Source organism: Nostoc sp. (assembly GCF_036918245.1).
In the GTDB taxonomy this organism is placed as follows: Bacteria; Cyanobacteriota; Cyanobacteriia; order Cyanobacteriales; family Nostocaceae; genus Nostoc.
Genome location: NZ_JBALEF010000056.1, coordinates 82,841 through 100,821, shown reverse-complemented (window position 1 = coordinate 100,821; position 17,981 = coordinate 82,841). Strand labels below are relative to the sequence as shown.

The window sequence follows — 17,981 nt, the reverse complement described above, 5'->3', positions numbered from 1 at the left end:
CATCACTGCGTAAGTCCTAATAAGTTCAGGAAAATATTTATGGATCGTGTGAATCGTGATGAGTTGATTAGAAGATATCCTGCTGGGGAAAGAAACTTTGCTGGAGTCAAGTTGGACATAGATTTGTCAGGGATTGACCTGAGTGGTGCTGACTTTAGTGGAAATAAGATGGACGAGTTTTATTTTGAGCGTGCCATCTTGAAGCCTACCAGTTTCATCAATGCCCGATTGGCTCAATCCTGTTTAGACGTTGCCGATTTGACCGAAGCTGATCTCAGAGGTGCTAGATTGTCTTACGCGAACCTCAGAGTTACTAACTTGACCAACGCTGACCTTAGAGGAGCGAGATTTTACGAAAATAGCTTCGATAGAGCTAATCTTACCGGGGCTAATTTGAGTGGAACTGATTTGGGGGGATGTATTCTGTGGGAAGCTAACTTGACTGGAGCCAATTTGGAAGGATCTAGTCTGCGTCGCACAGCTTTTCGTAACACTATCATGCCAGATGGCACTATTCGGAATAGTTGAGTCTAATTCTCTAATTTTCTTTTAAGTAAAAGGAATCAAAAATATCTGAAAGATATCAATAATACTAAGGAAGATAGGAATTACACTTGATATAGAGTGTAAAAACCCTCAAGAAAGAAAATTTCTTTTTATAATGCTTATGGATTTAATAGTTGAAGATTTAGCCGCAATTGATGATAAACTTTCCCAGCGTCATATTGACCTCGATCCAGGTGGATATTTCATTATTTACTTAGATCGAGACGCAGGGTTAATTTATGCCAAGCATTTTACAAATGTGATTGACGATCGCGGTTTAGCTGTCGATCCTGAAACGGGAAAGGTTATTCCGGCGCGAGAAAAGGTAGAACGAACTCATACAACAGTTTTTAGCGCGAGAACGGCGAAAGAACTTTGCGTGAAAATTTTTGAAGAAACTCAGCCCACTTTGGTAACTCAATTAGATCATGCAGCTTATTTAGGTCGAGAATTTGTCCGGGCTGAGGTAGCTTTAGTTACAGGGCAAGAGTATGTTCAAGATTAAAATTAGGAGTGAGAAGTTAAAAGTTAAGAATTAAAAGTTAAGAGTTAGAAATTCCTAACTCCTAACTCCTAACTCCACCATTACCCATTAGATGAGGGCTGATTTATCTGATAGATATAGTAAGTTGCCATTGGGATAACGGTGGCGGCAATTAACAATCCTACTACCCAAGCAGTAGCGTTACCTTGGTTGGTTTCTTCTGCTTTCTTGAAAGTGCCTCCAACCTGCACAGTGTCAGTTATTTGGGGTGGGCCTGGATCGGTTTTGCCAGAGAGAACGGCGATAAGGCGATCGCTTGCATCGAGAAATGCCTGATTGTATTTGTCACCATTGCGTAACGGCACACTTACTGTTTCAGTAGCTACACTCTCGGCAATAGAGTCAGTAAGCATTGGCTTGACTTGATCCCCAGTAATAATGGCGGTACCATTGGTAACTGTATCAAGAACCAATAAAGTTTGATTAGCTTGGGCTGCTTTTGTCGGAAACCATTTTTTAAACAGTTCTTTTGTAAAGCTTTCTGGTGTTTCGCCGTAGTCGAGTCGGCGAACAGTAACAATTCTGACTTCCTTATCTGTTTGCTTTGCCAAATCCTTAAAAGCGCTGCTAATCTTGCCTTCATTCAGACGGCTGATGACTTCACCTTGATCCAAAACCCAGGTGTCATTCCCTGCTGTCAGGCTGGGTATTTGATACACACCTGTGGCTAAAGCAGGTGTAGCAAACAGCGAGGCTGCGAAAATAACCGTCACCAAAGGTAGAATTAGCCGGATGAGGTGTTTTTGACTGCTAAAAACTTGTTTGAGGAGCTGTTTCATCGTGTGATCCCTAAGACAGACTTGCACCAAAAATACTACAGAACCACTGCAAAAATCACCTCGTTCCCGATTTTCTTCAGTGTAAAATTTCTGATATTCCCAGCAAATATGTATTGTACGGGATTTTTGATTACACAAACTTGTTCTGAGGCGGGTGCAAGCATTAACCTGACATTAACTGTCTTGCTAGTCACAAGAAATACCGCCCATTTTGGGAATTAACCCAAATGCTTAGGGCGGAATTTGCAAACCATCTAGAAATCATATCGCACATCAATATTTTTTGCAAAATCAAGTATATATTTTTATATCTGCAAGTAGCTTTTCCTGCCGTACTCATTAGATATCTAAGTGAAAAAGAATGTAAAGACGTTATATTGCTAAGTCTCTACAAGGGTTTTGGACAATGCATATTTAATTTACATACAGCAGATTTCAAGTAGGTGAGGTACACAACGATTCGTCTGTTACCCAGGTATAAAGCGTGTTTATTTTACTCCTGTTAGCGCAACGGGGCGCAGCCCATTCTGAATTCTGAATTCTGCTGTAGATGTCTATGTGATGGTTGATATCTGCATTTTTCTGATATTTTAGCTAAATCAATATCATATATACATGACTATACTTTTAACTAACGACGATGGCATTGATGCCCCCGGTATCCAAGCGCTGCTTAAAGCTGTAAATGGCAGAAATTCTATTATCGCTGCTCCTGCCGATCATCAGTCTGGCTGTGGACATCAAGTTACTACTACTCGTGCTATCAACCTCCAGCGACGTTCTGAGACTGAGTATGCGATCGCAGGTACTCCCGCTGATTGTGTGAGAATTGCCTTAACACAAATTCCCGCGGATGTCAAATTTGTACTTTCAGGTATCAACGCTGGGGGCAATTTGGGAGTCGATGCCTATATTTCTGGCACAGTTGCCGCCGTGCGGGAAGCCGCGATGCACGGTATTCCCGGAGTTGCCATTTCTCAGTATCGCAAAGCCAAACAGAATTTTGATTGGAATCTGGCTGCCAAATTCACTGCTGAAGTTTTAGCGGATTTACTCAAGCGTCCCCTAGAACCAGGAAGCTTCTGGAATGTGAATCTGCCGCATCTGCAACCAGGAGAACCAGATCCTGAAGTGGTATTTTGCCAAGCCTGTACCAAACCTTTGCCCGTGAACTATCGAATTGAAGGCGATGATTTTTATTATGTAGGGGAATATGGCAAACGCGATCGCACTCCTGGCAGCGATGTGGATGTATGTTTTTCCGGCAATATCGCGGTAACTCAATTAAGGGTTTGATATCAGCCATCAGTTACTAGTTAACTGCTAGCACCGTTTAGTGGATATTGAGGAGAGCTTGTAGGGCTATTAATTAATCTTATGGCTATTGTTGGTGCGATCGCGATCAAAATTTTCAAGGATTTGAAATCTGGTAAAGTTTCAGTGGTACTGAATACTAATTTCAAAAAAAGGAGAAATATATGCACTTTCTCAAAATTATTCTTGTCGCTCTCGTATTGATGGTGAACCTGCTAATTGCTCAACCCTCTTGGGCAGGCAAAGATTTCACTAAGGGGGCTGACTATGCTGAGGTAACTCAGGCGCTCAATCAACTTCTAACTGTAAAGGATACACCTGAGCAAGCTGGCTATACACCTGAGCAATTCCAGCAGCGACTGGCACAATTGCAGTTTCAGAAATATGTCATAGAAACAGCTAGAAAGCGGGCACAGTGCCGTAATGAAACTGGAAAGACTTTGGCTGTCTATGCCAATAAACCAAAAAAATCTCCAACCCAACTTTACTTTCTGGGCGCAGGAACAATCACCGATGATGATTGGGATTGCGATGGCATTTACTTACCCGCAGGTTCTCAAGTGATTCTAGGCCCAAATGCTCAACCAGAAGAACTGACCCAAGCAATCGCCGTCAAGTTTGTTGATGGCACACAGTCTCTTGCTAGAACCAATCCAGCCACTGGTGCAATCGAATTGAATGTTGAACCTGCGAAAGTATTCAAGGCGGGTGAGAGTAGCTGGTTGCTCCCTACTTTTTCCCAAGCGGATATCGATACACAAATTCCCACCCCACAACTCATTGACTAATCTCATCTAAATAATCCAACTTTTATGCACTTCCCGCATAAAAGTTGAACTAAAGAAACAGGATATATAAAGGAAAATCTTTAACCCTTGAATAACCAAATTTTAATTAAGAAAAAATTACAAGCAAAGCTTGAGAATATTCAAACCAAGAGCAACGGCTCTCCCGTTACCGATTTGCAGCTAGACAAAACCTTAGCCGCAGAATTTGAACAATTGACGACGGAATTGGAGAGCGTCAATCCCAATCTCAATCCTCTTCTCTACGCTACTTCTTTGCTAGAGGGAGCTTGGCAACTGCAATACTCCACAGCCAGAGAAATCCGTTCTTTAGCTTCTCTTCCATTGGGATTAAAGCTGGGTAAAGTTTATCAAGTGATTGATGTTGCAAATAAATTGTTTTTCAATCTAGCTAAAGTTCAACATCCTCTGGGGCTAGTATCGGGATATGTCAAAGTGACAGCTAGCTTTGAGCCAGCTAAAGAAGATTTAGAGCCTATAGCGAATAAACGTATCAACGTCTATTTTGATAAACGCTATCTATCGATTGAGAAGATTGTTGGCATTAATACTCCCCAACTTAACCCATTTAAGGTTGTCCCAGCTAATAATCCTACTAGCAGAACTGCCACATTGGATATTACTTACTTAGATGAAACCTTAAGAATTGGACGTGGAGGAGATGGAAGTTTATTCATTCTTAGTAAATCCGATAATTTACCTGACTTCACCTCCTAAATTTGAGATTAATCACGCTGCTGAATGAATATGGCTCTCTCAATCATGCATCTTTTTAGGAAAGTAAAACCAGGTTCTGCGATGGTAGAGCTTAAAACATTAAATTTAAAGGTAAATCATGGTATAGAAGGAGATATTAATGCCGATCCTATAAGTCCCAGGCAAGTTTTAATTGTTAGATACGAAGATATTTTCGACTTATCAATTAAACCAGGAGAATTGCGAGAAAATATTGTAGTTCAAGGTATAGAAATTGATAAATTTATCCCTGGCTCTCTGCTAACCTTTGAAAGTGGTGCAGCAATTCGGCTAACTTTTCACTGTGAACCATGTAAGCGAATAGCTCACTTGGTAAAATCATTAAAAAGCATCCAACGTAAAAGAGGAATTTTAGGTGTAGTTATTAAATCAGGTCAAATCAAGGTTGGGAGTAATTTTCAGGTTCAAGCTAATAAATTTCCAGCATTATCTGAAATTCCATATAAACGATTTCTAAATTTTATTATCAAAATTCCAAGTGGAAAAGTAGTTACATATAAACAGATAATCAAAGCTATAGGAGTAGATAATAGCTATCTAAGAGCTATTCCTATATACCTGAAAAAAACTTCACCTGTTGATTATCCAGTACATAGAATATTAGACTCTAAAGGTTATTTGATAACTTATGTGAGCCAACAAAAAAATAAGTTGGAAATGGAAAAAGTTCAGGTTTTATCTAAAGCAGATTTATTAAATAATTTAAACAAAAATTTTGTAGAAATTAAAGATTATTTATGGCAAGATGGTACTATATATTTAGAATAGATATTAATGTAATTACCAAAATCTTGGTAATATTATCCTACATTCAGAGTTTTATCAAGACGATCCCTGATTTTTTATTTGTTTAGATGTAGCTTCCATAAAGTCGATAAAAACTTTTATGAGCTTATGAATTCCCTCGCTACCTCCTGCAATTAAACCTCCTGTCAGCAATGCATCTAAACAACGAAAAATAATTACTTGTATGGGATTATCTAAATCAATTACTACAAGCGGCTCAATTGAGCGAATACCTATTGCGCTCATTAAAAGACCGAATAAAAGAGATGTCCATAGAGCAATTGTTCGTGTATCAGATTTATAGGCTGCTCTTTGGCGCTCTTTTTCATTTATATCATCCATTTGTGGCTTGAATATTTTTAATGGTTCTTGTTGGTTTTGTGTAAAGTTTTGGATGATTTGCTGTTCTAAACTCATTCCTTCAGGTGGGAGTCCACTGGTTTGATTAGATTCTAAAGAAGAGAATTGGTTCTGTTGTACTTCCATAAGTCTTATCTTCTCAGACAATAGAGCCTTTTTTTGCTGGATACTAATATCTAATTGTTCGACGAACGGGCCACGCCAAGTAGTTATAAAAACTTCTAAAGAACGCTCTAACAGCAAAGAAATGAATAATTGTAATGTGAGCAGTTGGACAATATCATTAACCCCAAATGGTTTTAAAACAAATGGTTTAGATGATAACCAAGTTGACAAAGTTACTACTAGAAAACTAATAATGATTAATACAATAAATAGAGGAGATTCTGGAGAAAGCTTTAGCAAAGTATCTATACTCCTGTTTCGCGTCACAATATCTAACACAGCCTGGAGGTGAAAACTACACCTGCTGAGTAACTTAACAACGTTAATTTGATAGAACAGTAAATAATTTATGACCCGTCCCTTTTTTCTAAAAGTGTGATAAGTCACGCCCTTGCGCGAGCAGAAAGCATTCCAGTGCGACTGTGCAGGGGATGATGCTAGAGCAAGTAGCAACCGTAGCACCAAATAAAAACCCCTCCAAAGTTTTGTATTGGAGGGGTCAAAGTAATTTTTGCGAATCAGATGGTGATTAGGCGGAGACAGCAGCTTTTCCTGCTCGGTTACGCATTTTGTTGTCAAAAAAGCAACCAGATGATAGTACAGCATTTTATAAATCCATTACGAACCTCTGCAAATCTGTACTTAGTAAGATAAATTATTGGTGCTGTCGGATAATGTCAGCTGTGACTCGACAGTGTTTAGATAATCTTTATCATTCAAAGCTTGTGCTGGTAACTTTTTAGCGTTGACAGCAGCCTTAACCACATTTAGTGCAGTCAGGTTTCCTGTTTGGTATTGAAATACCGAAGCGCTACCGCTAGGAATACCCTGTGCTTTTAGATTACCTTGATAAGCTAGAAATGCAGCATCAAAGGGTTTGAGGTAGCTGACCTTATTGGAATGAGTAGATAAATCGTTAGAGTTGATAGCTATAGGTTCGCCACTATTGTTAGTAGCTATTTGAACGCCACCGATTCCAGGCAATAAAGTAATAGAAGTAACAATGAGTACAGAATCGATCAAGATAGAGAGTTTCATAGGATTATCCTTAGTTATAGTAAAGTGCAATTAGTGTTCTTGAGTAATAGGGTCTTATTTTTTATCTGTCTTAACTTCCTGCACCCAGTTCACCTGAACGGTTGATTTGCTCTTCACCCATTCGGGTGATTTAATTGAGCGCATCCTACGAATCGTTAAAAGTTGTTAAGACCCATCATGTGATAAGCAAGAACAGCAGTATCAAAGGTTTTGAGGCAATTGATATCTGTGGAATGGTTGTGTAAAGTATTAGATTTGATAGCTGTGTTGATTGATGTGCCACTCTTGCTATGAGTAGCTATTTGATTCCTAGCGATTCTAGGTAGGACACTATAATCAAAAATGTGTGCAAAATTGAGCAGGGAAAAGAGTTTCATTATTGATACTGTGTTGGTTAATCAATCGGGAGTTACAGCTATTTTCAGGTAAATAGACCACACGGTAGGGGCGCAAGGCCTTGCGCCCCTACCGTGTGGTTCAAATACATGAAAACTGCTGTAAGTGCAGGACAAAATTGAACAGATATGTATTTAACTGAGGTTATCTAAAAATTTATGCAAAGCTGTTACTCAGTTGTAAACATAGCCCAACTGAGGCATCGTATTTCTGCGCTATCCCTTCAACAGCAAATTTATTGGTTTAGTATAAATTAAATCTAATTTGTCTATTCGGGTTTACCGAACATACAAATTATAGTAACCCGTAAAATTTTTTCTATCTAATTTAGTACGGTAATCATCAATTGATTGGTGTTAAAAAGCGAATTTACAGCAGGATCAACTCTACATAATATGAATATGTAAGCACAAAATTAAGTGCAAAAATTATTAAACAAAGCTAAGTGATGCGAGGAAGAGTTATAACACTAGTTCGTTGGAATCCTTGGAGAGAAATTGACACTCTACAACACCAAATCAATAGTTTCTTTGAAGATACCAGACTACCATCTGCATTGTTTGACAAAGGCTTAAGCAAAGTTCCTGCTGCTGAAATCCAAGAAACTGAAGATGCGATTCATCTGAAGATAGAACTGCCAGGAATAGAAGCTAAAGACCTGGATGTGCAAGTCACAGAAAATGCTGTTTACATTAGCGGTGAGCGGAAGTCTGAAACGAAAACAGAGGAAAAAGGTGTTACCAGAAGTGAGTTTCATTACGGTAAATTTCAACGCGTAATTCCTCTATCTGCTCGGATTCAAAACACCAACGTTACGGCAGATTATAAAGATGGCATCTTGAATCTGACACTGCCTAAAACTGAGCAAGAAAAGAACAAAGTTGTCAAGGTAAATTTGGAACAGTCTGCTAACTAAGGGTTTGCGATCAGCTACGCTGGGCGGTTACGCCATCGCACTACTTTACCTGCAATAATTGATTGAAATAGTTAAGAGCATGGTCATGCGAGTGACCGAGCTTTTTTCTTAGCACTTTAGTGTTTAGAAAAAGTACTATAGCGGTTCCCATTCAGATCCGGTACAACATTATATCGCGGAGTGTAAGGGCACGGCAGTGCCCATGCGTGTCAACTTAAGCTGAAACTCCTTTAAGACCTCGTTTCCAGCCTCTAGCTGGAAATGCTGCTCCTGGCGGCAGAGCCGCCAGCAAGGGAGGCGGAGCCTCTAGGACGGCATTCCCAGTCTCCGACTGGGAACGAGACAATATCTAAAAGCTTCTTCTAGGCTGGCTTTCACATTCGTGACTAATTTAGAATTGCTATATGTGTTTCAGATAATGCACAATCGCCTTAGCTGTTGACAAATTAGTAGCCAATAAAACTTGATTAATAGTGCATAATCTTAACAGTGCTTCTTCATTTGCTTGACCAGGCTGAGATTGCAGCAAATCCCGCAGGAAAATAACTGCTACAATTTCTCCGGCTCCAACCAATGAAGCAATTGTTTGATATCCTCCAGAAGTTGGTGCGGGGGTTTGTTGACTAATAATTATCCCTGCCTGTTGATGTAAAACTTCACTAACAGATGGCCAGGTAATTGTAAAACTCTGCGAGAAAAATTCCTGATGTTCAGAAACCAATTCAGCAAGTTCTGATTTCTTGCTTTCATGAGCGATGAGTACTATATTTCTTTCAATGATTGCTTGAGGAGACTCACTGACATTTGTTTCTTCTGGAGTTTCATCAAAACGATCTTCTTCTACTTGCGGAAATTCTTCAATAGTTTGACTGATACTCTCAGTAGCTCCACTTTCTGTTGTTTCCAAAGATGGAATATCATTTGAGTCAGAAATTTCACTTATTTGTGCAGCAACATCATCAACATATACACTAACTTCTTCAGTAGTTGCATTTCTCAAATCAATGTATTGATTGCCTAAAACTTCCGCAACGACATCATCAGGTGCAGTTGATGCTTCAGAAACTTTGCTTATTGTTTCATCGACCGCAGAAGTAGGTTCTACTTCGTCAACATCTGCGCTGTCTGCTGCTGTAACTGACGTATCCCAATCTATTGCTTCATCAATGATATCGATATCCTGTGTAACTTGGCTCTCCTCCTCTGCTACTTGGCTCAATGCTTCTTGTGGCTGAATCTCTTCGTTTTCAACAACTTCACTGACTTCTTCTGTGACTGGCGTATCCAAATTCACTACTTCATCATGAGTAGCTTCGGAAATGTCACTCTCCTCCTCAGATACATGGTGGAAAATATCGCGCGGCTGTACGGAGGTAACTTCTGCTGCTAGTGCTGCCTCCAACTCTGTATTTTCATCGTAAGTAGCTTCTGGAATAGGATTCTGTGCAGGAACTTCGTTGAAAATATCACGTGGCTGTACGAAGGTAACTTCTGCTTCTAGTGCTGCCTCTAACTCTGCATCCTCGCCGTAGGTAGTTTCTGGAATAGCACTTGTCTCACGCTGTTGTACGAAAGTAGATTCTGCCGCCAGTGCTGCTTCAAAGTCTGTAACCTCATCATGGGTAGCTTCTGGAACTATACTTTCCTCTTCAGGAGTTTCAATGATGTTTTCAGGTGCAGCTATGGCGTCATCAGGTTCAGTCAAAGAAACTTCTGAGGCTTCGCTGACTTCTGGTGCAGCTAATGTCTGCAAATCCACAATTTCATCACTAACATCGTGTGGAACATCGCTAACTGCTTCTGGTGGCTGAATGATGTTTTCAGGGGCGATTATCTCAATAACTGGGGGGACATCATCAGATTGAGTCGAAACAACTTCTGAGATTTCGTTGATTTCTGAGGAAGGGGGTGTTTCTACTTCGGGACTAATTGGCGCTGGAACTTCGTTAACTACCTCTGGGGCTGGATTAACAACATTGGCAGCGCTGACATTTTCAGGCGATCGCGGCCGAGAAAACAGTGAAGGATCTATAATTCTAAAGACCGTCTCTGGTTGCTCATAAGCGGGAGCAACTGCTTCCAAAATCAAAACATAATCTGCAATCCGAATAATATCTCCATCGCTCAAAGAATATGGTCGATCTTTTTCAGCTTGTTTCCCGTTAAATATTGAGCCATTTCTACTGCCAAGGTCAGAGAAGTAGTAATTTCCACTTTTAACAAAGAACTTAGCATGTACCCGACTGATATCAGGGCTGTCTAGCACTAAATCAGAATCAGGAGAACGACCTATTAGCCATTCTCCTCTCGTTGGAGTTTCTGTGGTAAGGTCAACTTCATTGACTTCACTTAGATTTGGTGAGTAGCTAACTTTTACTTTCATATTAATTTTTGGTTAATTTTATTGATTTCTACCACCCAGCGCTGACGGGTAGTATGTTCTAAATTTAAAATATCATCTTGTGACCAGTGGAAATGATAAGCAATAAAAGCTACCTCCTCATATAAAGTATCAGAGGGGTAGCTTACGACTCCCCCGCTAGTTCTAGCTCCATTGAAAATTGAGTATTACAGTGGGGACATTGTGTCGGAATGTGTACATTGCCTTGTTGATTGATTCGATTGTAAAATTCTCGGAGATAGGCAATGTCATGTAAGAGCAGTCCTTCGAGTAAATCAGGACTAACAGAGTTGAAACTGCCCAAACGAGTGATGACTCGTGCAAGCATTACCAAGACATCGTAAGCCTGATTTTCCTGAACTTTGCGCTCTTGTTGCACTAAAATTTCATCTTTAGCGGTGGCTAAACGCATCACCCCATGACGATGTACTCGTTGTTCACCATCACTCAACCCTTTAGGAAGAGTGAAAGCAAATTCTGTGCAGAGAGTATCCTTTTTACGGCGCATAGGTTATTTAATTTTGGCATTGGGCACTTGTACTGAGCGAACGCGAGTGCGTCTCGTAGAGAAGTCGTTGGCGCAGCCTCTCCAAGAGTTGTATTGGGCATTGAGAATAGGGGATGAGTCTTTAATAACTCGTGAATGAGTCTTTTAACTCCATTAATGAGCCTCTGAACTCCATTAATGAGTCTTTGCTTTTTGCTCTCTTGCTCCCTGCTCCCCATTCCCCAATGCCCAATGCCCGACTCAATTATGAAGAAGTGCTTCGGGAGAATTTACTGTATCTTCTGGTATGGAAGTTTCGCCTTCCAATCCATTGATTCGACGGTAAAAATCTTGGAGGTAATTTAAATCTTGCGAAAAAAAGTTTTCCACTATTGCAGGGGTCACTTCTGATAAAGCACCCAAGTGGGTAATCACTCGCGCCAAGATAATAATTGTGGCATAAACGGGATTAGCTTTAACACGTGGGTCACGCAAGGGTGCAATCTCATCTATCGCCGTTGATAACCGCATTACACCTTTGCGATGGAGGTTGCCTTCAGAGTCTAGATACCCCTTTGGCAGTGTAAATTCAAACTCTGTGGGAAACATAATCCTCCTATTATTTCACGCGTTTAAATTCCTCAAAAGCAACCTCTACTTCTTCAATTTCGATGTCATGGCTACGGGCGTTGACATCGGCAATTTTGTAACTTGCGGGCCAAGCACCGGCTAATTCAAATCTAGCTACTTCTTGATTTGCCTGATTATAAATAGACAAAGCAAGAAGTCTACGTTGCTCAGACCAATTACCCTGTTGGACTTTTTCAAACCACTTCCAAAAATCCATAGAGTTGGTAGTACCTCTACGCAGAATGAGATTACCACTCTTAGGATTGCTAGGAAGCTTAGTTCTTACCACCTGACCTTTTGACTGCCCTTTTGTACCCCAGCTTTGAGAAGTGACTTCAGTAATTTCAATAACCTCTTGTGTTCTTTTGAAGCCTTGACACTCCAAAAAGAAACAATTGGCATCGTTTTGACCTTCTAGTGTCAGTTCTAAATAGAACCGATGGGCCGTAAGAACTTCTGGAATTCGACTTGCGGATTGTACCACTGTTGATTACTGCAAATGCTAATTATTTGATCCGTTTAATTCCTTCGTGAACCAATTCAATGGTTTCATTCGCCATATCACCACCAGAGGCACTTAAGGTAGGCCCAGTGTATTTACAGGGATAACAATTGACAATGTTCCAGCGTGCCTTTTCAGAGCCTTGTTGGTCGTAAGCAACCACCGAACCAGTCTTACGCTTTTCCTTCCACTTACGAGGGTCACCCATGTCCTCGTTACAGTCTTGATACCATTTATAAAGGTCTATATCATCAGTGGCGATGACTTGTATTGTGATGTTGGTAAATTTAACAACAGTTGGTGTAGCTTGGCGCATTAGTTTACCGCCCTTAGATGATCCGTGGACATCTTGCGCTGGGGTATTTTCAACACCGAGTCCACTAATCTCTTTAATGAATTTATCAGTAATTCCATCAGCCTCGAAGTAAAATTTACAAGAGGTTAAAAATTCGCCTGCCATACTTTTAGACTCCTTTGCGTGTAGTTATGTGTGTAGTTAATTTGGGAATGGGGAGTGGGGAATGGGGAAGGTGGGGCCCCCTCTGCGGATAAGGGGTAATGGGGACTGGGGAGCAGGGGAGGCAAGGGCACAAGGTAGACAAGGTGACTAAAGTTAGAACTTGCAACAAGTCTTTCCTTTCCTCTTGTCCCCAATTTTTCTTGTCCCCAAGTCTCTTCCCAATGCCCAATGCCCTATTCGCTATCTTGAATACCATTCCATTGGCTGATGCGGAAAACAACAAACTCCGCTGGTCTGACCGGACAAACACCGACTTCAATGTACAAACGACCTAAAATCCTGGTTTCTGGTGGGTTCAATTCTTCGTCGCATTTAACATAAAATGCCTGTTCTGGAGACGCCCCAAACAAAGCACCTTCACGCCAAATGCGCTCTAAAAAGTTACTGACGGTACGTGTCACACGCGCCCACAAATCTTGGTCGTTCGGTTCAAAAACTACCCACTGAGTCCCCAATTCTAGGGATTTTTCGATATAGCTAATTAGCCTACGCACACTGATGTAACGCCACTCTGTTTTATCTGGCTCAACTAGAGTGCGTGCGCCCCAAATGCGGATACCTCGATTGGGGAAGCTGCGAATACAATTTATCCCCAAGGGGTTTAATAGTTCTTGTTCGCGGAAGTTAGTGTCATAGCCCAAACCAATTACGCCTCTGGGAACTTCATTTGCAGGGGCTTTGTAAACTCCTCTAGTTTCGTCGGTGCGGGCCCAAACACCCATCACATGACCACAAGGAGGTACTAAAATTGGATTACCGCGATCGCGTGGATTAGGTACTTTAATCCAAGGATAATAAAGGGCCGCAAACATCGAACGACGGTTAAATCTATTCAACCATTCCACTACTTGCTGGGGTTTAACGGCTTCCGGTGGCGCATCAAGTACAACCATGCGGTTAGGCGGATTGGGAATATCGCCACTGGCAGAACCCTCGCACATACTAATCATCAGTTCGATGATGCCGTGGACTTGATCTAAATTAAGCACTTGCTCTTGATAAGCCCGCATCACATCAGGACAGGCTAGCATCGTGATTTCATCAACTTCAAAGATACCGCGTACCCCGGTGCGATCGTCTCGAACCCCTTCTAAATTTTGTGAAAATCTATCAGGCGGGGTAGCTACAATCGGCGGCGCTAGTTCATATTGACCATTAACCGGACGACGAGCTAAAGGCTGTCCGCTTTGAGTAATATCTTCTAAAGTGACATACATCGAATTTCTCAATGCCGCCAGCGCATAAGTGGCTACCTGATTAGCAGGCTCGCGGTTCATTGTCAAATTCTCATATTCCTCTAAAACTTCATCTCCCCGACGAATCTCAATTGTGAAGTATTCCCCTGTATTTGGAGGAGCTTCTCCTTCAGTGCCTTCAGGTAGGGCACGTGGCGAACCTTCAATAATGACAATATTTACTAATCCACCTGCTGCTTGCTCAGGGCGCAAAGTAAAGCGCAGGGCTGGACGATTACCTCGAGCGTTGATTCTTAGAATAGCCGGTTCTGCAGTCGTGGGTTTGGGTGCGCCTGGTAACTGAGTACCGATGCTTGTCACCCAGCAGCGACCGCCACCATTCATAAAGTAGCCGTAGACAGAAAAGGGTAAATAGGCGTTGAAGTCGGTGAATCCATCAGAGTTGGGACGGGCAAAGTAGTTGAGATATTGCGTCCAATTGGTCACCAACAGGGGTTTGTATAACTCAGCCCCACCGCGAACGTCTTCAGTAAAACCTACAAATCCGGCAACTGCTGTGCTAACACCTTCAATTGGTCGGCTACCCCGATCAATTTCTTCAATATAGACACCAGGAGCAAAGTAATCAAGTCTAGCCATGAAAGTCCCTCCAAGTCAGTAAAAATCTAATTATTCAGGAGTTAGAAATATTTCTTTGAAAGTATTACTTTGGTTATCTACCAGTGCATTGACGTTTTGGGGTAAATAGCCAGGATGATTCAGAGTCAAAACATAATTACCTAAATGAAGGTCTTCAAAGAAGAACAGCCCTTCTTTAGTGGTTAATATGGACTTTTCAGTTCCCCTTACAGCCACTTCTGTCGCTACCAACGGCAGATTTGTCACCGCACTTTTGACAATACCCGCGATCGCAACTCGCCTGGTTAATACTAGACTGTCACTATCGGGAGACGATTGATTTCGCAAATTGAAAATTCGCTCCCAAACCAAAGGTACTGGAGTCGGTTGTGGCTCGAAGGGTATTGTAACTGTCAAATATAAGGCTGAACGCAATGGCACATTGAGAGCGCTCCATAAAGAGCCAATCTCAATTGGCGGCTCTAAGGCAACTGTCAGGTTCAAATTCCCATAGCCCCGCAATTCAGGAACCAAAAACTCTTCTTCCAAGGTGCGATGGCGCAACAGCACAGTCAAAGCCTCACTGAGAAAGTGATGCTCACCTAAAGCTGTCCTATCCCAGGCTGTTAATAGCAGCGCAACATCAAACCAAGCGGGTGCCCAATTTACAATAGCAGGTTGTAGAGCGCGTGTTAGCTTGCGTTCAACTTGCCTGCCAGAATGTTGTACCTGCTTACTCTCACGTATATCAAAAATATATAAATTGAGAGTCGGCCCTGCTCCTTCTTCCCTCCGATTACCAGGATGGCTAAAGTCAATTTGCTCGGTACTGGTAAGTGAGGTTCCTCCAGCTAGAATTTCGGCTAAAGTTTGAAGAACGAAGATAAGCATGAAAGTGTTGTGCTGGTAGCTAATCCAGATGCATCTAGAGTATATGTATCAGTCTTCTAAAGTTAATTAGACTTTTGTCGATATTTTTTAAATGGGGTATTGGGTCAAAAATCCGAAAAGCTGCAACTTCAGGTTGTAGATTAATCTGGAGCAGTTCTTAATTGGACGCACTACATTTTTTTCTTGTGGGGTGGGCTGAAAAGCCTGCCTAAGTTGTCCATTAAGCTAACGAAAGCCAGGGTACGTAGTAAGTATTTCAATGCTTAACATTAGGACTAAAGTCCTTACTACAAACTTGTTTATACAGCAAAATTAGCTTAATATACGTGTGAATACAAACCTTAATAATTATTTGGATGAATTATCTAAAAAGATAACTTAACAAAAAAATAAACATTCCTAAGACTGCATAATTTTATACTGACCAGCAGATGAGTAAAAACATTTGGTTGCAAAAAGCGAGTGAAGCGATGACACTAGGCTTTTCTGTACAAAAACTAGACAATGGCTCTAATTATTTGAGTTCCTCAGACATCCAAGGCTTTTGTCAGCTTGAGTCTGAGCAGTTAACTAGTCAGCATCCAATTTTTTTCGCTCGTATTGTCTATCATGATTCATTATTGAGAGCTAATCAAGAGGTTATAAATTATGGTCAAGACCAAGTTCCTTTTTCCCCAAAAACTTTAGCTTATTTGCGCTCGGAAGTATGGCTCACAGATTTTCCGCCTGCTTTGACTTTACAGGAATTTAAGCTTAAGGACTTTTCATCGATTTCTTACATTTGCCCCATATCCTATAGAAATCAAAAACCTGAATACATTCAAATCATTACTCATGAACCTCTCTCGTCGAGTTTACAACTATATGTAAAACGCTCTGCTACCCTCCTGAGTAAGTATGTAGATATTTCCTTGGACTATGGAAGACAAAAAACTGAAATTAAACTCCTGGAAGATATCTTGCATCGAGTAGGTCATCAATTACGTAACTCTCTAGGACTCATAGGATTGTATGCACATAATCTCTGCTTAGGTTTAAAGGATAGCCCTTGGCAAGAGCAAGCAACAATCATTGGCGAAAGTATACAAGATTTAGATACTAATTTAAATGAACTCATTGATTGCGGTCAAAGTGCAAAATTAAGAGTAACACTTCAAGATTTAAGAAGTTTAGTGGTTGAAAGTATCACAACTTTGCAACCTCTAATTAAGCAGAAAAAACTTAAAATATTGATTCCTGATACATCGACAATACTGAAGATAGATAGATTGCAAATGAAACAAGTTTTTGATAATATCCTCAGTAATGCCGCTCATTTCAGTCCTAATTCAGGAACTATTACCTGTAGCTGGCAAATTTTTCAAGATGAAGTTTTAATTAAAATCTCCGATCAAGGGCCAGGATTGTCTCAAGAGGATTTACAAAAAATATTTACCCCATTTTATTCCCAACGGAAAGGAGGCACGGGACTAGGTTTAACTATTGCTAAAAAAATCATTTTGGATCATCAAGGAAGTATCTGGGCACAAATTTTATCAGAAAGTGGGGCACAATTTTCGATGATTTTACCTCGACCAAGGAGCGTGAATTAATTCAAATCCGTAATCTGTAATCCGTAACTCGTAATTAAAAAGATGGCTAATGATAGTAATAAACTTTCAGTTTTACTCGTAGATGACGAAGAACGCTTCCGTCAAGGGTTACGTACTCTACTAAATTTTTATAGTATAAATTCGGCGTTACCTGTAGAAGTTATTGGTGATGCAGATTCTGTTGAGCAGGCTTTAAAGTTTACAACCCAGAAGTGTCCAGATTTAATTTTGCTGGATATGCAATTGAAAGGATGTGATGGAATTACAGTTCTGGCACGTCTTAAAGAAGCTGCTTACACTGGCAAAGTTTTAGTATTGTCGGCTCATCAAGAAGACGACTGGATTTTTAGAGCGATGCAGGGGGGAGCCGCAGGTTATGTGTTTAAAAACCGTGTGGCAACCCAATTGTGTGAAGCTATTGACACTGTAACTAGGTCAGAAATTTATCTACCTTCAGAAGTTGCTAGTCGATTTTTCCGGTTTTTTCAGGCTTATTCAGATTCTTGTGTAAAAGCATGTCAGGAGGTGCATTTAACTGAAAGAGAGCAAGAGGTTTTATACTGGTTAACTCAAGGTGCTTCTAATGAACAAATCGCTAAACATTTATATGTAACAGTTGCTACTGTTAAGGCGCATCTCACCAGTATTTTTGAAAAATTAAAGGTTACTAGCCGGACTCAAGCGATTGTGACTGCCCTCAAGTTAGGATTAGTTCACGCTTGAGCACGACAGAAGTAA

General features: G+C 40.8%; 21 protein-coding genes. 9 read left to right on the top strand and 12 right to left on the bottom strand.

Going from position 1 to position 17,981, the window contains the following annotated elements; genetic code table 11:
• The first annotated feature begins 39 nt into the window (after positions 1–39).
• Both V7L12_RS15610 and V7L12_RS15605 read left to right on the top strand, forming a co-directional pair.
• Positions 40–528, top strand: coding sequence for a pentapeptide repeat-containing protein (locus tag V7L12_RS15610; RefSeq protein ID WP_335085391.1), 489 nt, complete (start codon positions 40–42; stop codon positions 526–528).
• Between the two features lie 139 nt (positions 529–667).
• The gene (locus V7L12_RS15605; RefSeq protein ID WP_334820622.1) at positions 668–1,051 is read left to right on the top strand and encodes a DUF4346 domain-containing protein; all 384 of its coding nucleotides are present in this window, start codon (positions 668–670) and stop codon (positions 1,049–1,051) included.
• Between the two features lie 80 nt (positions 1,052–1,131).
• Here the strand turns inward: V7L12_RS15605 and psb32 are convergent, their stop codons facing one another.
• A complete protein-coding gene (psb32, locus tag V7L12_RS15600; protein ID WP_335085389.1) occupies positions 1,132–1,869 on the bottom strand; it encodes a photosystem II repair protein Psb32 in 738 nt (245 codons plus the stop codon).
• A gap of 615 nt (positions 1,870–2,484) precedes the next feature.
• Between psb32 and surE the strand changes: the two genes are divergently transcribed.
• From surE to V7L12_RS15580, 4 genes are all read left to right on the top strand, one after another.
• Entirely contained in the window at positions 2,485–3,165 is a 681-nt protein-coding gene (gene surE, locus V7L12_RS15595; RefSeq protein ID WP_335085387.1) for a 5'/3'-nucleotidase SurE, read from the top strand.
• A gap of 182 nt (positions 3,166–3,347) precedes the next feature.
• Positions 3,348–3,971, top strand: coding sequence for a hypothetical protein (locus tag V7L12_RS15590; protein ID WP_335085385.1), 624 nt, complete (start codon positions 3,348–3,350; stop codon positions 3,969–3,971).
• An 87-nt stretch (positions 3,972–4,058) separates the two neighbouring features.
• Positions 4,059–4,706 (top strand): PAP/fibrillin family protein, encoded by a 648-nt coding sequence (locus tag V7L12_RS15585; RefSeq protein ID WP_335085383.1) that lies wholly within the window; start codon positions 4,059–4,061, stop codon positions 4,704–4,706.
• 30 nt (positions 4,707–4,736) lie between these two features.
• Positions 4,737–5,513, top strand: coding sequence for an MGMT family protein (locus tag V7L12_RS15580; RefSeq protein WP_335085381.1), 777 nt, complete (start codon positions 4,737–4,739; stop codon positions 5,511–5,513).
• Between the two features lie 54 nt (positions 5,514–5,567).
• Here the strand turns inward: V7L12_RS15580 and V7L12_RS15575 are convergent, their stop codons facing one another.
• Positions 5,568–6,296, bottom strand: a complete 729-nt coding sequence (locus V7L12_RS15575) for a hypothetical protein (protein ID WP_335085379.1) — start codon at positions 6,294–6,296, stop codon at positions 5,568–5,570.
• A 402-nt stretch (positions 6,297–6,698) separates the two neighbouring features.
• Positions 6,699–7,094, bottom strand: coding sequence for a hypothetical protein (locus V7L12_RS15570; protein ID WP_335085377.1), 396 nt, complete (start codon positions 7,092–7,094; stop codon positions 6,699–6,701).
• An 859-nt stretch (positions 7,095–7,953) separates the two neighbouring features.
• Here V7L12_RS15570 and V7L12_RS15565 point away from each other — a divergent pair.
• Positions 7,954–8,406, top strand: coding sequence for an Hsp20/alpha crystallin family protein (locus V7L12_RS15565; RefSeq protein ID WP_334820755.1), 453 nt, complete (start codon positions 7,954–7,956; stop codon positions 8,404–8,406).
• A 214-nt stretch (positions 8,407–8,620) separates the two neighbouring features.
• Here the strand turns inward: V7L12_RS15565 and V7L12_RS15560 are convergent, their stop codons facing one another.
• From V7L12_RS15560 to V7L12_RS15520, 9 genes are all read right to left on the bottom strand, one after another.
• Entirely contained in the window at positions 8,621–8,752 is a 132-nt protein-coding gene (locus V7L12_RS15560; protein WP_335085375.1) for a hypothetical protein, read from the bottom strand.
• 54 nt (positions 8,753–8,806) lie between these two features.
• Positions 8,807–10,789: an FHA domain-containing protein gene (locus V7L12_RS15555; RefSeq protein ID WP_335085374.1), complete on the bottom strand. Its 1,983-nt coding sequence runs from the start codon at positions 10,787–10,789 to the stop codon at positions 8,807–8,809.
• A complete protein-coding gene (locus tag V7L12_RS15550) occupies positions 10,786–10,968 on the bottom strand; it encodes a DUF6760 family protein (RefSeq protein ID WP_335085712.1) in 183 nt (60 codons plus the stop codon). Before V7L12_RS15550 ends, V7L12_RS15555 begins: the two co-directional genes overlap by 4 nt.
• On the bottom strand, positions 10,932–11,315 hold the full coding sequence (locus V7L12_RS15545; protein WP_335085373.1) for a phage tail assembly protein: 384 nt from the start codon (positions 11,313–11,315) through the stop codon (positions 10,932–10,934). The genes V7L12_RS15550 and V7L12_RS15545 overlap by 37 nt, the downstream gene beginning before the upstream one ends.
• 240 nt (positions 11,316–11,555) lie before the next feature.
• A complete protein-coding gene (locus tag V7L12_RS15540; protein ID WP_181931614.1) occupies positions 11,556–11,903 on the bottom strand; it encodes a hypothetical protein in 348 nt (115 codons plus the stop codon).
• A 10-nt stretch (positions 11,904–11,913) separates the two neighbouring features.
• The gene (locus V7L12_RS15535) at positions 11,914–12,408 is read right to left on the bottom strand and encodes a phage tail protein (RefSeq protein WP_335085371.1); all 495 of its coding nucleotides are present in this window, start codon (positions 12,406–12,408) and stop codon (positions 11,914–11,916) included.
• Positions 12,409–12,430: 22 nt separating this feature from the next.
• Entirely contained in the window at positions 12,431–12,886 is a 456-nt protein-coding gene (locus tag V7L12_RS15530; RefSeq protein WP_334820644.1) for a phage tail protein, read from the bottom strand.
• Positions 12,887–13,119: 233 nt separating this feature from the next.
• A complete protein-coding gene (locus V7L12_RS15525) occupies positions 13,120–14,781 on the bottom strand; it encodes a phage tail sheath family protein (protein WP_335085369.1) in 1,662 nt (553 codons plus the stop codon).
• A 30-nt stretch (positions 14,782–14,811) separates the two neighbouring features.
• Entirely contained in the window at positions 14,812–15,651 is an 840-nt protein-coding gene (locus V7L12_RS15520; RefSeq protein ID WP_335085367.1) for a Pvc16 family protein, read from the bottom strand.
• A gap of 431 nt (positions 15,652–16,082) precedes the next feature.
• On the opposite strand from V7L12_RS15520, the gene V7L12_RS15515 reads away from it, so the two are divergent.
• Positions 16,083–17,243 (top strand): sensor histidine kinase, encoded by a 1,161-nt coding sequence (locus V7L12_RS15515; RefSeq protein ID WP_335085365.1) that lies wholly within the window; start codon positions 16,083–16,085, stop codon positions 17,241–17,243.
• Between the two features lie 42 nt (positions 17,244–17,285).
• Positions 17,286–17,966: a response regulator transcription factor gene (locus V7L12_RS15510; RefSeq protein WP_335085363.1), complete on the top strand. Its 681-nt coding sequence runs from the start codon at positions 17,286–17,288 to the stop codon at positions 17,964–17,966.
• The last annotated feature ends 15 nt before the right edge of the window (positions 17,967–17,981 follow it).

Excerpts from the sequence above, each read along its gene's own strand:
- V7L12_RS15610 (WP_335085391.1), top strand. The coding sequence starts at position 40 with ATGGATCGTGTGAATCGTGATGAGTTGATTAGAAGATATCCTGCTGGG.
- V7L12_RS15580 (WP_335085381.1), top strand. The coding sequence starts at position 4,737 with ATGGCTCTCTCAATCATGCATCTTTTTAGGAAAGTAAAACCAGGTTCT.
- V7L12_RS15525 (WP_335085369.1), bottom strand. The coding sequence starts at position 14,781 with ATGGCTAGACTTGATTACTTTGCTCCTGGTGTCTATATTGAAGAAATT.
- V7L12_RS15555 (WP_335085374.1), bottom strand. The coding sequence starts at position 10,789 with ATGAAAGTAAAAGTTAGCTACTCACCAAATCTAAGTGAAGTCAATGAA.
- V7L12_RS15510 (WP_335085363.1), top strand. The coding sequence starts at position 17,286 with ATGGCTAATGATAGTAATAAACTTTCAGTTTTACTCGTAGATGACGAA.
- V7L12_RS15520 (WP_335085367.1), bottom strand. The coding sequence starts at position 15,651 with ATGCTTATCTTCGTTCTTCAAACTTTAGCCGAAATTCTAGCTGGAGGA.
- psb32 (WP_335085389.1), bottom strand. The coding sequence starts at position 1,869 with ATGAAACAGCTCCTCAAACAAGTTTTTAGCAGTCAAAAACACCTCATC.
- V7L12_RS15570 (WP_335085377.1), bottom strand. The coding sequence starts at position 7,094 with ATGAAACTCTCTATCTTGATCGATTCTGTACTCATTGTTACTTCTATT.
- V7L12_RS15530 (WP_334820644.1), bottom strand. The coding sequence starts at position 12,886 with ATGGCAGGCGAATTTTTAACCTCTTGTAAATTTTACTTCGAGGCTGAT.
- V7L12_RS15540 (WP_181931614.1), bottom strand. The coding sequence starts at position 11,903 with ATGTTTCCCACAGAGTTTGAATTTACACTGCCAAAGGGGTATCTAGAC.
- V7L12_RS15590 (WP_335085385.1), top strand. The coding sequence starts at position 3,348 with ATGCACTTTCTCAAAATTATTCTTGTCGCTCTCGTATTGATGGTGAAC.
- surE (WP_335085387.1), top strand. The coding sequence starts at position 2,485 with ATGACTATACTTTTAACTAACGACGATGGCATTGATGCCCCCGGTATC.
- V7L12_RS15545 (WP_335085373.1), bottom strand. The coding sequence starts at position 11,315 with ATGCGCCGTAAAAAGGATACTCTCTGCACAGAATTTGCTTTCACTCTT.
- V7L12_RS15605 (WP_334820622.1), top strand. The coding sequence starts at position 668 with ATGGATTTAATAGTTGAAGATTTAGCCGCAATTGATGATAAACTTTCC.
- V7L12_RS15515 (WP_335085365.1), top strand. The coding sequence starts at position 16,083 with ATGAGTAAAAACATTTGGTTGCAAAAAGCGAGTGAAGCGATGACACTA.